We start from the raw sequence: 15,248 nt of genomic DNA on the forward strand, positions 1-15,248 counted from the left end.
CTAAGCTGCACGGCAACTAGAAATTAGGCGCATAATGAGAAAATTCGACATCGGAAATCACAAACCATCTGTGGGACAGCAAGTTGCTATCCTGTCGATCCTCGGTTTTTGGCTTTTTTACGTGATCATCATCACGCTGCGCGCCGCCGTCGGCGACTGGCCGGCACAGGAAGAATTGGCTGTGCGGCGTGTCGTAGTGACCATCTTGGGTATCGTTATCACCTATATGCTGTACAGATTACTGCAGCTTTTTGAGGACAAGATGCTGTCGACGCGGATCATCACCGCTTTTGCCGGAGCGATCCCCTGCGCCATCGCAATCGCGGCTTTCAACTTTTACATGTTCAACGTCTACGATCCCCAAAGCCTGTTCGATGAAAAGAATATGGAGGAGATGCGCAAATATATGGAGCAGGAGAATTTTGCGCTGAAAGTCATTGTCGAGGACAGTATTTCACGCTTCTTCTTCATGATCAGCTGGGCTTCGCTCTACCTGACGCTCAGCTATGCCAGCGAGGTCCGCACTGTCGAACGCAAGGCCGCGCGATTTGCGCAAGCCGCGCAGGATGCCGAACTGCGCAGCCTACGCTATCAGGTCAATCCGCATTTCCTGTTCAACACGCTCAATAGCCTCAGCACATTGGTAATGCGCAGCCAGCCGGAAGAAGCCGAGGAAATGATCCTCAACCTGTCGAAATTCTATCGCACCAGTCTGTCCGGCGATCCGCTGGAGGACGTCGCGCTGTCCGAAGAAGTGCATCTCCAAAATCTCTATCTCGATATTGAAGCGGTGCGCTTTCCCAAGCGCCTCAAAACCGAGACGGATATTCCCGAAAAGCTGATGGATGTGCTGGTCCCTGGCCTGATCCTGCAGCCACTGGTGGAAAATGCGATCAAACATGGCGTGGCCCACTCGAAACGACCGGTCACGATCAGTATCAGCGCCGTAGCTGAAGGAGACTTTCTTAAACTGACTGTCGCCGATGATGGCGAGGCGCAGATGCTGGGTAAATCCAAAGCACAGAGTAATGGCATTGGTCTAGCCAATGTCCGTGACAGGCTGGAGACTAGATTTGGTTCCCAGGCCAAGCTAAAGACAGTACACCCTGAATCCGGTGGATTCATTGCGGAACTGACCATGCCTCTCTTAGCGGATATCTGAATATGGCAGACGACACGGCGCCTACTCCATCACAGCTCAAGACCTTGATTGTCGATGATGAACCGTTGGCGATTGAACGCCTGCAGCTTTTGTGCGCGAGGCAAGAGCATATCAATCTGGTTGGCACTGCCAGCGATGGTGAAGCGGCGATCCGCCTTGCCGAACAGCTGGAGCCGGATCTGTTGCTGCTCGATATTGCCATGCCCGGTATGGACGGGCTGGAAGTTGCGAAAAATCTTGCTGGCCTTAAGAAAGCGCCAGCGATTATTTTTGTCACCGCATTTGATAAATTTGCCGTGGAAGCCTTTGGCGTTGCAGCCATCGACTATGTGCTCAAGCCGGTTGAAACGGCGCGACTGACAGTCGCCATATCCCGGGTGCTGGAACGAAAAACAGATCAACTGCTGGCTCCCGCTGAAGAATCCCCGTGGGCCGAGGAATTCTGGGTACCCTATAAGTCAGAATTGCGCCGGATTGCCGCGTCGGAAATCAACCGCATCGAGGCTGAGCGTGATTATATGCGACTGCATGTCGGTGGCGAGCAGGGCGGCACCAGCTATTTGCTGCATCAAACGATTACCGGACTGGAAGGACGGCTCAATCCAGAGCATTTTATCCGTCTGCACCGGTCCCATCTGGTTCGCCGGGACTGGATTGGCGGCCTCCGCCATGATGGAGGCGGCATCTGGATCGCTTGCCTGAAATGCGGCACCGAAATCCGAATCGGCCGCACGCATTTGGCCGAAGCCAAGAAACTGGCCGGGCGTTAAGGCCGCCACCCCAAACGCATAACGCATTCCACAGTCACAAATATATCGTCCAAAACAGACGCCCAAAAATAAACCCCGGTGTAAGGGCACCGGGGCTATCAGTTGGTTTGGCCAAATTGGGGCCGCTTAATTGGGATTCGCGGCTCTTGGATTGATTTTAGTTGCCGCCGATTACGACGGTGCTTGTGCCAAGTGTTCCTGCTTCTGCTCTGGCGATCAGCGACACTTTGGCGCGCTTGGCAGAGAATTTTGCTTCTTTAACGCAGCCTTTGTGATCGGCCATGTCACGAAGACTTTTCGAGTCATAACTACCGCAGACTTGGCGTACCGCTCCTTTGATCCGGCCATCCAGTGTGTCCTGACCATCTGCACTCGTCAGATCGAGGTCGGCATAACTGATTTCAACAGACCGTGTCATGCGATTCTGGGCACTGGCGCTGCTGGCGCTAGCGGCAAAACCGGTTGCTGTTACGGCGATGGCTGCAGCGGCACATAGGCCTTTGCTCAAGATAGAATTTTTCATACGTTCACTCCTCACTCATATATCGGGGAAGCGCTGGCATAAAGGGGGACCAGGCTACCCTCTGGGGTTATGAGTGCGGGAGCAGTTGTTTTGACCAGCTCGGGGAAGAGCTTTGAGACTTATGCTGCTGCTCCCGCCTCGAATATTTAGATACGGGAAGGTCGGTCCGCGAGCATCTGAAACTCTACAAACAGCCATTTTGGTCGTTCAACAGCAAAAAGCTTCGACCAACGACCTTGGAACGTCGATCAAAGTAAAGTTACGTAACTTTTGTTACTATTCAGATAGTTATAGATGACACCGAATCAGGGTGTATTATGGGGTTAAATCAGCCCGATTCGATTAAATCAGTCCAGAAAGCGGACTTGACGGGTCTGCATACATCCGCCGGCCCATTCGCCCAGACAGATAGGCTTCGCGTCCCGCCTCTACCGCAAGCTTCATCGCGCGCGCCATGCGCACCGGTTCCTTCGCTTCGGCAATGGCAGTATTCATCAGGACACCATCGCAGCCCAGTTCCATCGCCACAGCGGCATCGCTGGCCGTACCTACGCCGGCATCAACCAGCACCGGCACATTGGCACCTTCGACAATCAGACGGATCGTCACGCGGTTTTGAATACCCAGTCCGGAGCCGATTGGTGCGCCCAAAGGCATGATCGCAACCGCCCCAGCATCCTCAAGCTGTTTCGCGGCAATTGGATCGTCCACACAATAGACCATCGGCTTGAAGCCTTCTTTGGCCAGCACCTCGGTCGCCTCCAATGTCTCGCGCATATTGGGATAAAGCGTCTTCGCCTCGCCCAGCACTTCCAGCTTCACCAGATCCCAGCCGCCGGCCTCGCGGGCCAAGCGCAAAGTCCGAATGGCGTCATCGGCGTTAAAGCAGCCGGCGGTATTCGGCAGATAGGTGGTCTTCTTGGGATCAATAAAGTCCGTCAGCATGGGCTGATTACGATCCATGACATTGACCCGTCGCACCGCCACGGTAACAATCTCTGCCCCTGCCGCTTCAACCGCAGCCGCATTTTCTTCGAAATCCTTATATTTGCCGGTCCCGACAATCAGGCGCGATGAAAAGTTTTGACCGGCCACGCTCCAGCCATCATCAGCAGTCACATCACCGGCATGATCGCCGCCGCCAACGAAGTGGACAATTTCCAACTGATCGCCATCTTCGACCATGACATCGCCCAGCGTTGAACGGGTTACGATTTCCCGATTGCGCTCCACCGCCACTTTCTCTGGTTCCAAATCAAGCGACCGGACCAGATCAGCGACGGACATGCCGCTCGCTACTGTCCTGCCGTCGCCATTTAGCTGAATTGAAATTTCCGGCATTACTAATGTTTCCATTTGTTTGATCTCGCTTTTCGGAATCGAGCCCTATAAAGAGGCCATATAAACAGCTAAGCAGTGCCGCAACCAAAAGCACGATATGGGGGACATTATATTGTCAGAGGGAAAAAGCACCAAAAAGACCGTCTTTGTCCTGAACGGCCCCAACCTCAATCTGCTGGGGATGCGGGAGCCGGAAATCTATGGCTCTGATACATTGGATGATATTGCCGGACGATTGGAAGATCAGGCGCATGATCTGGGTTTCGATGTAGATATCCGGCAGAGCAATCATGAAGGCCATCTGGTTGACTGGTTGCAGGAAGCGGCTGCTGATGACGCGCAGGCAGTGATCCTGAATGCCGGCGCTCTCACCCACACATCCATTGCGCTACATGATGCGATCAAGGCGATCGACGTCCCGGTCATAGAGGTGCATCTGTCCAATCCGGCGGCGCGCGAAGATTTTCGCCACAAGAGTTTAGTCGCACCGGTTGCAAAAGGAACCATTTGCGGCTTTGGTGCTTTGGGATATCAATTGGCGCTCGATGCGGCGCAAAAACTCTAGAACTAATTTTAATTTCAAAATGGGAACCAGAAATGGCCGCAAAAAAAGACAGTGATGGCAGCATGAATGTGGACCTCGACATTGTTCGGGAACTTGCCGGGATATTGGATGGCGCTGGCCTCAGCGAAATTGAAGTCGAAGATGGCGACCGCAAAGTCCGTGTCTCTCGCGGCGGCGGCGGAGTTGCTGCCCCGGTTCATGCCGTGGCTGCACCAGCACCGATGGCGGCACCGGCCGCTGCCCCGGCAGCCAAAGCGGCACCGGCAGCGGCAGATGATCATGCAGGCGCGCAGAAATCACCAATGGTCGGTACGGCCTATCTGGCACCGGATCCTGAGGCGGCCAATTTTGTCAGCGTAGGCGATAAAGTCGCTGCAGGTGACACGGTCTTGATCATTGAAGCCATGAAAGTAATGAACCCGATTGCTGCGGAAAGCGCCGGCACAGTCAAAGCCATATTGGTCGAAAACGGCCAGCCGGTCGAATTTGACCAGCCGCTGGTTGTGATTGCGTAGATGAGGCCCGGCGCATGACCATCAACAAAATCCTGATCGCCAATCGCGGCGAAATCGCGCTTCGCATCTTACGCGCGGCGCGGGAGCTGGGCATCGAAACCGTTGCCGTGCATAGCACTGCCGATGAAGATGCAATGCATGTCCGGCTGGCGCATGAGGCTATTTGTATTGGACCGCCTTCCGCGACCGATAGCTATCTCAGCATACCGGCGATTATTTCCGCTGCCGAAATCAGCGGCGCGGATGCGATCCACCCCGGCTATGGCTTTCTGTCCGAAAATGCGCATTTTGCCGAAGTGGTCGAAGCGCATGATATTAAGTGGATCGGCCCCAAGCCCGAGCATATCAAGATCATGGGCGACAAGGTTGCGGCCAAGAAGACGGCTGGCGAACTTGGCATTCCCTTGGTCCCTGGCTCTGACGGAGCCGTCAGCGAGGTCGAAGTGGCCAAACAGGTGGCGGCTGAGGTCGGCTATCCGGTGATCATCAAGGCCGCTTCTGGCGGCGGCGGGCGCGGCATGAAGGTCGTGAACAGCGAGGAAGAGCTGGAAACGCAGATGAAGCAGGCTGGTACTGAAGCCAAAGCGGCTTTCGGTGATGCGACGGTTTATATTGAAAAATATCTCGGCGATCCGCGCCATATTGAATTTCAGGTTTTTGGCGACGGCCGCGGCAATGCCATTCATCTGGGCGAACGCGATTGTTCGTTGCAGCGCCGCCACCAGAAGGTTCTCGAAGAAGCGCCTTCCCCAGTGATCAGTGCAAAGCAGCGCGAAGAGATGGGCAAAGTCTGTGTCGATGCCATGAAGGGCATGGGCTATCGCGGCGCGGGTACGATCGAATTTCTCTACGAGAATGATGAATTCTACTTCATCGAAATGAATACGCGTCTGCAGGTAGAACATCCGGTGACGGAAATGATTACCGGCTTTGACCTGGTCCGCGAACAGATTCGTATCGCTGATGGACGTGATCTGTCAGTCACACAGGAAGAGCTGGAATTTACCGGCCATGCGATTGAATGCCGGATCAATGCGGAAAATCCGAAAACCTTCGCGCCCTCTCCGGGCAAGGTGACCAGCTATCACGCCCCCGGCGGCATGCATGTGCGCGTCGATAGCGGTCTATATGCCGGATATTCGATCCCGCCTTATTATGACAGCATGATCGCGAAGCTGATCGTTTATGGCCGGACTCGCGACGGCTGCATGATGCGGTTGGCCCGTGCGCTGGATGAATTTGTCATCGAAGGCGTGGAAACGACCATCCCGCTGCATCAAAAGCTGGTTTATGATGAAGGTTTTCAATCCGGCGAATATACCATCAAATGGCTGGAAGAGTGGCTCGAGAAGGATGAAAAAGCCTAGTTTACCGTCGCGACTGGGTGATTTTCATTCATATAAATCGATTCTTTCCTGAACATTACAGCCGAGTTCAGGTGTCCGACAGGGTTAATAAGCTATGACTCGTTCCATAGATGCGGCAAATGGGGTCGCGTAGTTATGGAGTGAGCCTATGCGACTATTTTTTATCACCGGCTTGATGGCAGCCACTATGTTGACGCCTGCAACCGCGTCCGCTGCAGATATTGCACCTAATTTGAACAAGAATTCGTCGGCTGTCACTGTTGACCTGACCGGCAATGTTGCCCTGCAACGCGATGGCCGCGGAGAGCGCCGTGCCAATCGCGGAAATCGTGGCAACGGGAACCGAGAGGCTCGAAGGGCCAACCGGGGTAACCGGGAAGCTCGACAGGCCAATCGCGGCAACCGCGAAGCCCGCCGGGCAGCGCGAGCAGAAAACCGCAATAATCGCGGCCGCGCCAACATAATGACCGATGGCGATCGCGCCGAAAGGCGGCAGCAGCGCCGCACCGTTCGCCAGCAAAATGGCAATGTCGACCGTGATTTCTCGCGGAGCCGCAGCCGTGCCGATGTGGGCCGGTCCAACCGTCAGGCCCGCCGGGATGCTGTACGGAGTGACGGTAACCGTGCAGAACGACGCGCTATCAGACGCGGGGATCGCAACAGAGACGGCCGTGTAGATCGCCGCTTTGACCGGAACCGGGACGGGCGTATTGACCGCCGGTTCGACCGCAACAATAATGGCCGCGTCGACCGCCGGGTAGACCGCAACCGCGATGGCCGGATTGACCGTCGTTATAAGGAAAATCGCCGTGCCAGTGCACGGGGTGACCGTAATAGAGACGGCCGTGTAGACCGCCGCTGGGATCGTAATCGCGATGGTCGGATAGATCGCCGGTTCGACCGGAATAACAATGGCCGCGTGGACCGCCGTTATCGTGACGGACGCCGTGATGGCTATCGGAACGACCGTCGTGGCTATCGCAATGATCGGCGGGGATACCGTAAAGGCTATCGCGACGCACGCCGTGATTATCGCAAATGGAATCGTGGATGGCGCAATGACCGGCGCTATAACTGGCGGAACTATCGCAAAGCGAACCGCCACTATTATCGCCCGGGCCGTTATTATTCCCCGTATCGGAACCATAGTTACCGGCGCTGGAATATCGGTATCTATCTGGGCTCGTCCTTCTACGGATCACGCTATTGGATAAACGATCCTTGGCGCTACCGCTTGCCGCCAGCTTATGGAGGCTATCGCTGGGTCCGTTATTATGGCGATGTCCTCTTGGTCGATACTTATGATGGCCGCGTGGTCGATGTGATCTACGACTTTTTCTACTAAGCCGGACAAAGCAAAACCGATTTTCCTTAGGCAGGGCCCGTAATCAGCGATGATTGCGGGCCTTGATCTATATTATCTCTTGAAACCATTCGCTGCCCGTCGCACACAGGTCAAAACACCAATAGGGGATGATTGAGACATGATCCGGCATATGATTGCAATTGCAGCACTGGGCCTTGCCGCTCCAGTTTTGGCAGCGGACGAGAAACCAATGGCGCCGGTCACCATCATCAAAGTCGGTAATCTGATCGCCGATCCTGCCAAGGGCGCTTCCGGTCCGGCAACCATTACAGTCAGCGGCGGCAAAATCATCGATATTGGCCAAGGCGATGTCGTACCTTCCGCGCCTGAGGATCATGTCACGATTGTTGATATGTCGGAAAAAACCGTCATGCCGGGCCTGATCGATCTGCATGTCCATCTGACCGGTGATCCGGGCGGAGATTTCTGGAAACAGGCAACCGAACCTACCGAATGGGGAGTCGTCGTGGGTGCGAAAAATGCGCTGCTCACTGCAAAGGCGGGCTTCACTACCGTGCGCGAGGCCGGTTCCTCGCAATATTCGGCCTTCTCGCTCCGCAAGGGCACCGCACAAGGCGTCATTCCAGGACCACGCATTATCGCTGCGGGTCCGGCCCTGGCCATTGTTGGCGGCCATGGCGACACGACTGGCTTTAAGGAAGATATTAATGATGCGCTCGCCAGTGGATATAGCTGTACCGGAGCCGTGGAATGTGCCGCGAAGGTCCGGAAAGCCTCACGCGCGGGCTCCGATATTATCAAAATTACTGCAACAGGCGGCGTGCTCTCTCAACAAGGCCGTGGTCTCGAAGCGCATTTTACCGACGCGGAAATGACTTCCATTGCCGATACGGCGCATTCACTTGGACTGAAGGTCATGGCGCATGCTCATGGCGCGCGCGGGATTGAAGCAGCAGCGCGTGCTGGCATTGATACGATCGACCATGGAACTTTTGCGGATGAGGCGGCACTGAGAGCCATGAAAGCCAATGGCTCCGCACTCGTACCGACTCTGATGGCATTTCAGGGTGTAAGCGAAGGCCTCGGCAAAGGCATTTATACGCCGGTGGTAGAGAATAAAATTCGCGAGACATTGGGTAGCGTCGGCAAGGCGGTGACGATGGCGAAGAAAATGGGCGTACCGGTTGCCTTTGGAACCGATGCGGGCGTATTCGGCCATGGCCGCAATGCCGAAGAATTTGCGCTGATGGTCCGCCACGGACTGACGCCGCGTGAGGCCGTGGCAAGTGCCACCACCTTGGCCGCTGAAGTGCTTGGTATGGAAGGGCAAATCGGCCGTATCGCTAATGGCTATTCGGCCGACCTGATTGCCTTTGATGGCAATCCGCTGGAGGATGTGACGGTATTGGAAAATATCGACTGGGTCATGGTTCGCGGCAGGGTTATCGATTGAATCATGTCATGACGAATATTGCACCCAAAACCAAAGCGACCAAATTTAACAGCCCGAAACGCATGATCGAGCTGAGCCAGCGGGTCACAGACAAGTTAAATGCCCATCCCCATGTCCAATGGCTGGAAAGCCCGCATGCGCAGTTATTTGTACATCAGAACTTCCTGTCCGATGACGATTGCGCCTTGCTGATCGACATGATCGAGTCCGATTCAACGCCATCGGATCTCTATGAGACGATCAAGAGCGAAGGCTTTCGGACCAGCTATAGCTGCAACGTCAAGATTGATGATCCAGATATAAAGCGGATCGAAAAATCCATCTGTGATCTGATGGGATTGGATAATGACCATAGCGAAGTGTTGCAGGGGCAGCGCTATCAAGTTGGTCAGCAATTCAAGGACCACCATGACTATTTCCACGAAACCGAGAAATATTGGAAGAAAGAAGAAGCCAATGGCGGGCAGCGCAGCTGGACGGCCATGGTTTATCTCAACGAACCGGAAGAAGGCGGTGCCACCGCTTTCCCGCAACTCCAATATCAGGTGGAACCGCGCAAGGGCATGTTACTGATCTGGAACAATATGGGGCCGGACGGTAGACCCAATCTCAATACGCTCCACGCCGGAACGCCGGTTGTCAAAGGCACGAAATATATCATCACCAAATGGTTCCGCCTCAATCGCTGGCATGGACGATCGTTTCAATAACGCGCCGTAACGGGAAGTGGATTTGATGCTGCCCGACAACAGGCAGTCATTCATCACTGACCAACAACCTATGTTCTTCGACGAACGACATGAGCAATCGTTGCAGGTGAAACCAAGGCGTGTTAGCCATACATAACAGCTTTTAAAACTAGGGATATATCATGATCAACAAGACTCTTACCCTGCTCGCTGGTGCCAGCCTGCTGGCCACCGCTTCGGTTGCAAATGCCAATAGCCTTTCCGTGGTCAGCGCCGCATCGGTACAAGAAGGAACCGAGAAGGCTCCTGAGAGCGAGAGTGAGAGGCTGAAGGCCCTGTTCGCAAAAAGTGATGCAGATAGCCTGAACCGCAATCCGATTGGCGCACTGTTCCGTGGTGATGAGCGTTATGCCGACCGCCTTGGTGATTACATCAGCGATGAATATTTCGCTGCCGAACTGGCTGCTGAAGAAAGCGAACTGGCGGCATTGATGGCAATTGATCGCACCAAACTCAATGTGACCGACAAGATTGCCTATGACGTGTTCATGCGGGACAAGAAACAAGCAATTAAAGGCATGTCCAAAGAAATTATGGACCTCAGCGTTGTCCGCCCACTCAATCACTTCAGCGGCTTTCACACCTTTTACCCGACCTTTGCATCCGGCAAAGGCGCAGCTCCGTTCAAGACCGTTAAAAATTACGAAGACAATCTAAAGCGCCATGCAGAGTTTATCACCTTGATCGACCGTTCGGTGGGCCGGTTCCGTCAAGGCATGGACAGCGGCGTGGTTGAAACCAAGCTGACGGTTGGCAATGTAATTGAGCAACTCGCCACGCAAATCGGACTGGGCCTTGAGAAAAGCCCGTTCATGGCACCGACACAGGCCTTTCCGGAAGATTTCAGCGATGCGGACAAGACCCGTTTGACGGCTGAATATGAAGCGATGACGAACAAGATATTCGCCTCCTATCAGACCATGCATGATTTTCTCAAAAACGAATATCTACCGGTGGCCCGCGAAGGCGTTGGCCTGTCCTACATGAAGGGCGGCGACGTGATGTACAAACATCTCATCGAAGGCACGACTACCTTGCCTCTCGAAGCCGACTATATCCATAATCTCGGCGTCAGCGAAGTCGCCCGGATCAAAACGGAAATGGAAGCGATCAAGGATGAAGTGGGCTTCAAAGGTACCTTGTCCGAATTTTTCACCCATTTGCGCACCGATCCGAAATTCCAACCGAAATCCCGAGAAGCATTGACGCAGGGCTATTATGACCTTGGCAAGGAAGTCGACAAGGTTATCGCAACCCAGTTCAAAATACTGCCGAAATCACCACTCGAAATCAGGCCCTATGATGAGTCGATTGAGAAGTTCCAAGCTGGCGGCTCTTATCAAAGCGGCACTCCTGATGGCTCACGCCCCGGTGTTTTCTATTTCAACGCCTATGACCTGCCATCTCGCAATACATCCGGCATGACGACGCTGTACCTGCATGAGGGCGCACCGGGTCATCATTTCCAGATTTCTCTGGCGCAGGAAAATGAAGACCTGCCCAATTTCATGCGTTTCGGCGGCAACACCGCTTTTGTCGAAGGCTGGGCGCTCTATTCAGAGAAACTGGGCTTTCCAATGAAAATGTTCGACGATCCTTATCAACGTTTTGGCCATCTCGATGACGAAATGTTGCGCGCGATGCGGCTAGTGGTTGATACCGGTTTGCATAGCAAGAAATGGACCCGTGAGCAGGCAATCAAATATATGCTCGACAATAGCAGTATGGGAGAAACCGATGCGACGGCAGAAGTCGAACGCTATATCGCGATCCCTTCTCAGGCGCTGGCCTATAAAATTGGTGCCTTGACCATCCAACGTCTTAAGAAACAGGCGCAAGACAGCCTTGGCGACAAGTTCGACCCGCGTGAATTTCACGATCAGGTGCTGAACACCGGCGCCCTGCCGATGACGGTATTGGAGAAAAAGATCGAAGACTGGATTGCTACGCAGATTTAAATTGATCTGACTGGCCGATTTTTCAAATCACTATTGCCCTTATACTCACGATTCACATATAGTGACGGGAGTATAGGGGCAATTATTAGATGATACGTTTTTTTCTTTTGGGATTATTATCCCTACTCTTTCTGTCGCCAGCCCAGGCCGCCTGGCATGAAGCAAGCAGCGACCACTTCCTGATCTATTCCAATCAAAAGGAAAAGGACGTCAAGGCCTTTGCCGAACGACTGGAGCGCTACCACGACACCATGCGCTTTCTATTCAACCGACCGGCAACCAAACCAAGCCCTTCAAACCGTGTCACCATCTATGTTGTTAAAAATCTCGGTGACGTACGCGATCTTTACGGAGGCAAAAACAAATATGTCGGCGGCTTCTATATTCCGCGCGCTGGTGGCTCACTGGCGATCGTCGCCAAAGTCAAGTCATCGCGCTATGAAATGTCGCAGTCTGAACTCATCCTTTTACACGAATATGCCCATCACTTTCTGATCGGATCGGCCGCTCGTGCTTATCCGCGTTGGCTCAGCGAGGGGTTTGCCGAATTTTATGGCACAGCGAAATTCGGCAGTGATGGTAGTGTCAGCGTTGGCCTTTCCTCCAAAGGCCGCGCTTACGAACTCGCTCTTGCAAGGGACGTACCGATAGAATTGCTTCTCGATACCAAGGCATATGGCGAGAAGAAGTCGAAGAAGTATGACTCCTTCTACGGCCAGAGCTGGGCGCTCTATCATATGCTGCATTTTTCACAGGAACGAAAAGGACAGCTATCCGACTATGTGTCTCGCCTTGCGCAGGGTGCCGATGAAATTTCCGCTGCGAAGCAAGCCTTTGGCGCTCTGAAAGAGCTGGACAAGGACCTCAACAGCTATCTGCGCAAACGGAAGATAACGACATATCGTATTCCAGCCAACTATCTCAATATTGGAAACATCGACGTGCGCCGTTTGCGCGCGGGCGAAGCAGCAATGATACCAATCTTGATTCGATCGAAGCGGGGCGTGAACGAAGAACAGGCCGCCAATCTGTTGGTTGAAGCAAGACAGGTCGCTGTACAGCATCCTAGTGATCCCGCTGTCCTGACGGCTTTGGCAGAGGCGGAATATGATGCAGGCAATGATGCTGAAGCCATCACAGCCGCGAACCAAGCGCTGGCTATAGATGCCAATTCTATCAATGCTTATGTTCAAAAAGGCTATGCACTAGCTCGTATGGCTCCCGATGCAGAAGACGAAGCTGCTGCGTGGAAGAAAATGCGTCGGCAATTTGTAAAGCTCAACAAGATTGAAAATGATCATCCCATTCCGCTGATTCAATTCTATCGCAGCTATCGGGAACAGGGCATTGAACCGCCAACAATCGCCGTAGATGGGCTCGCGCGAGCATTGGAACTAGCGCCCTATGACAATGGGCTGCGCTGGATGATGGCCAATGAGTTTATGGAACAGAAAAAATATGACTGGGCCGCTCATACTCTAGGTCCACTGGCTCACAATCCGCATCAATCGGAAATGACGGAACGCGCCCTGGCTTTGCTGAAAAAAGCGGAAGCGAAGGCTCTGGAGGCGAAAGGTCAGAAGGAAACTGCCGTCGGCTCGTGATCATCGCCAAAGGCTAGCTCCGTAATTCATCCAGAGATACCCTGATCCGGTTTAGCGGCGGCAATAATGCCTCCCATTCCGTTGCCGGTATGTTTTTCCGCAATTTCTCAGCCATTGGCCCAAGCGCCGCCACCGCATCGTTGCGGCACTGCGTGCCAGCGGCTGTCACCGCCACCCGTCTTATCCGGCGATCATCCGGTTCATAGATCAGCTCGATGAGTCCCTTATCCTCCAACTTGCGCACGGTTGATGACATGGTCGGCTGCGCCACCTGCATCGCACTGGCCAGTTCGCTGATGGTTTGCTGCACTTCGAGGCGCAAAAGATGGTTGAGCACCGAAAATTGCGCCACCGTCATGCCTTTCGGCAAATGCGACTGAAACAGATTGGTGGTAAGCTGGTTGATGATGCCAATTTCTGTCATCACCGCAAATTCTATCGGGTCGCCTTCCAGCCCTGCTGGCTTAGGTGTTGAATCGTCAGTCATATGCTCTCCTTAGACGTTCAGGATGAGCGATTCCACCGGCCATCTGGGCGAAGGTTCCGGCGCAGCAGCATAACCGAAACGGAAAAAGCCCTGGACCCTCGCTGGTGCATCCACAGCTAGATAGGCATGATATTCATTATAAAGATCAGCCATTTCGGGAAATTCCTGCAATATCTGGCTGACCGGATGCATCGCCAGCCCTAAGGCGGTCGCCGCCTGATTAATCCGTACCCAGGCCGCACCAGATTGCAATTGTGTTGTCCGGCTATTGTCCGGTGAGATCAACCAGCCAAAGCTACTCGTATTATCCAGCATCTCTTTATACATGGAGATACCGGACTCATAAGCCGTGGATCCCTTTGTCGCGAGCTCTTCGCGTGAGACGATGCCGCCCAGCCGCAGCGCTTCCATCATCGGTCCGCTCATATCAATGCCGTCGGGGCTCGCATTTACTTCGGCCGCGCCAATCCGCATCAAATCGACGCTCTCTTTTTGGGTGCGTGCGGTATCATATTCCACCAACCATGCTTTCCAATTCAGCTCCCGCAATTGGGCGACCTTCTCGGCATTGCTTGTCGTGGCAAGTGATGTCACCGGTTCAGATTGTCCAGCAAACGCCATGGTCTGTAGTTTGGCAAATGTCTCTTCATCGACACTGCGCGGAGCAAAAGCCTCTTTGGTACTACGCCGGTTCAATATAGAACCGAACAGAGGATCGCCGGAAACTGACGCATCCTTTGTCAGCGTGACATAAGCAATAGGCCGATTATCGAGCACCGGTTCAGGTTCGCCTTCAGGGAAAGGCGTAATATCTGCACGATATCCTTTTTCAGCAGCCGCCTGCCGGAACAGTTCCAAAAACGTACCGAAGCCGATTGTGATTTGGCGATTGGGCGGATCAGTATGAGGCAGGTGTTTGTCCGGATCGCAATAAAGCGTGAAACTGTCATTGCCCTCCAACCGCACCTGCCAGGGTTGGCGATTGTGCGGATTGGGTGCCAATATGGCAAAGGCCAGCGCATCGAGCCGCGGGTCGCCAAAACCCGTTGCCGCCTGTTTCCAAGGCTCTTGCGCCTTGGCGATTGAGCGTGTTCCAACATAAGCACCGAAACCACCGCCGAGAAGTACAAGCGATGCACCGCCGGTTACCAGAACCTGTCTACGCGAAATCATATTCGAATCTCCATATCTATCTAATATATAGATATCTATGTTTATGGATATGCAATGTCAAATCGGCGCTTCACGCAATTATGGGCATTTCTCTTTAGGGAAATCACCCATATCCCCGATATTAAGATTCAACTCGTCTGGTGTTAAGGGCAGAACAACCGTCTTCGCTATCATCCCGGCGTCAAAAATCTGTAAGGGGCTGACATCGTTCAGAGCTAGCTCTAAACTGGCTTTGCGCCCTGTCAAAATGGCTC

The 15,248-nt window shown here is 53.7% G+C and carries 14 protein-coding genes; 10 read left to right on the forward strand and 4 right to left on the reverse strand.

Going from position 1 to position 15,248, the window contains the following annotated elements:
* Positions 1–34: 34 nt before the first annotated feature.
* Positions 35–1,162, forward strand: a complete 1,128-nt coding sequence (locus tag ABJM21_RS14645) for a histidine kinase (RefSeq protein ID WP_348300737.1) — start codon at positions 35–37, stop codon at positions 1,160–1,162.
* A 2-nt stretch (positions 1,163–1,164) separates the two neighbouring features.
* The gene (locus ABJM21_RS14650) at positions 1,165–1,932 is read left to right on the forward strand and encodes a LytTR family DNA-binding domain-containing protein (protein WP_348300738.1); all 768 of its coding nucleotides are present in this window, start codon (positions 1,165–1,167) and stop codon (positions 1,930–1,932) included.
* Between the two features lie 157 nt (positions 1,933–2,089).
* Here ABJM21_RS14650 and ABJM21_RS14655 read toward each other — a convergent pair whose 3' ends face one another.
* Both ABJM21_RS14655 and thiS read right to left on the reverse strand, forming a co-directional pair.
* Positions 2,090–2,455 (reverse strand): UrcA family protein, encoded by a 366-nt coding sequence (locus ABJM21_RS14655; RefSeq protein ID WP_348300739.1) that lies wholly within the window; start codon positions 2,453–2,455, stop codon positions 2,090–2,092.
* A gap of 342 nt (positions 2,456–2,797) precedes the next feature.
* Positions 2,798–3,811: a sulfur carrier protein ThiS gene (gene thiS / locus ABJM21_RS14660; protein WP_348300740.1), complete on the reverse strand. Its 1,014-nt coding sequence runs from the start codon at positions 3,809–3,811 to the stop codon at positions 2,798–2,800.
* Between the two features lie 97 nt (positions 3,812–3,908).
* Between thiS and aroQ the strand changes: the two genes are divergently transcribed.
* The 8 genes from aroQ (at position 3,909) to ABJM21_RS14700 (ending at position 13,334) form a co-directional block, all read left to right on the forward strand.
* Positions 3,909–4,361 carry a type II 3-dehydroquinate dehydratase gene (gene aroQ / locus ABJM21_RS14665; protein WP_348300741.1) on the forward strand — a complete coding sequence of 151 codons (453 nt, stop codon included), beginning with the start codon at positions 3,909–3,911 and terminating at the stop codon, positions 4,359–4,361.
* A gap of 32 nt (positions 4,362–4,393) precedes the next feature.
* The gene (gene accB / locus ABJM21_RS14670) at positions 4,394–4,876 is read left to right on the forward strand and encodes an acetyl-CoA carboxylase biotin carboxyl carrier protein (RefSeq protein ID WP_348300742.1); all 483 of its coding nucleotides are present in this window, start codon (positions 4,394–4,396) and stop codon (positions 4,874–4,876) included.
* A gap of 14 nt (positions 4,877–4,890) precedes the next feature.
* Positions 4,891–6,243, forward strand: coding sequence for an acetyl-CoA carboxylase biotin carboxylase subunit (gene accC, locus ABJM21_RS14675; RefSeq protein WP_348300743.1), 1,353 nt, complete (start codon positions 4,891–4,893; stop codon positions 6,241–6,243).
* Positions 6,244–6,391: 148 nt separating this feature from the next.
* Positions 6,392–7,588, forward strand: coding sequence for an RcnB family protein (locus ABJM21_RS14680; protein WP_348300744.1), 1,197 nt, complete (start codon positions 6,392–6,394; stop codon positions 7,586–7,588).
* A 139-nt stretch (positions 7,589–7,727) separates the two neighbouring features.
* Positions 7,728–9,023 carry an amidohydrolase family protein gene (locus ABJM21_RS14685; protein WP_348300745.1) on the forward strand — a complete coding sequence of 432 codons (1,296 nt, stop codon included), beginning with the start codon at positions 7,728–7,730 and terminating at the stop codon, positions 9,021–9,023.
* Between the two features lie 8 nt (positions 9,024–9,031).
* Positions 9,032–9,733 (forward strand): 2OG-Fe(II) oxygenase, encoded by a 702-nt coding sequence (locus ABJM21_RS14690; RefSeq protein WP_348300746.1) that lies wholly within the window; start codon positions 9,032–9,034, stop codon positions 9,731–9,733.
* A 161-nt stretch (positions 9,734–9,894) separates the two neighbouring features.
* Positions 9,895–11,730 (forward strand): DUF885 domain-containing protein, encoded by a 1,836-nt coding sequence (locus tag ABJM21_RS14695; RefSeq protein WP_348300747.1) that lies wholly within the window; start codon positions 9,895–9,897, stop codon positions 11,728–11,730.
* Between the two features lie 89 nt (positions 11,731–11,819).
* A complete protein-coding gene (locus tag ABJM21_RS14700) occupies positions 11,820–13,334 on the forward strand; it encodes a hypothetical protein (RefSeq protein WP_348300748.1) in 1,515 nt (504 codons plus the stop codon).
* Between the two features lie 13 nt (positions 13,335–13,347).
* Here ABJM21_RS14700 and ABJM21_RS14705 read toward each other — a convergent pair whose 3' ends face one another.
* Positions 13,348–13,821: a MarR family winged helix-turn-helix transcriptional regulator gene (locus ABJM21_RS14705; RefSeq protein WP_348300749.1), complete on the reverse strand. Its 474-nt coding sequence runs from the start codon at positions 13,819–13,821 to the stop codon at positions 13,348–13,350.
* Between the two features lie 9 nt (positions 13,822–13,830).
* Complete coding sequence (locus ABJM21_RS14710; RefSeq protein WP_348300750.1) at positions 13,831–14,994, reverse strand: nitroreductase family protein; 1,164 nt, start codon at positions 14,992–14,994, stop codon at positions 13,831–13,833.
* Positions 14,995–15,248 lie beyond the last annotated feature (254 nt).

The sequence above is a fragment of the Parasphingorhabdus sp. genome, assembly GCF_039977335.1.
Taxonomy (GTDB): Bacteria; Pseudomonadota; Alphaproteobacteria; order Sphingomonadales; family Sphingomonadaceae; genus Parasphingorhabdus.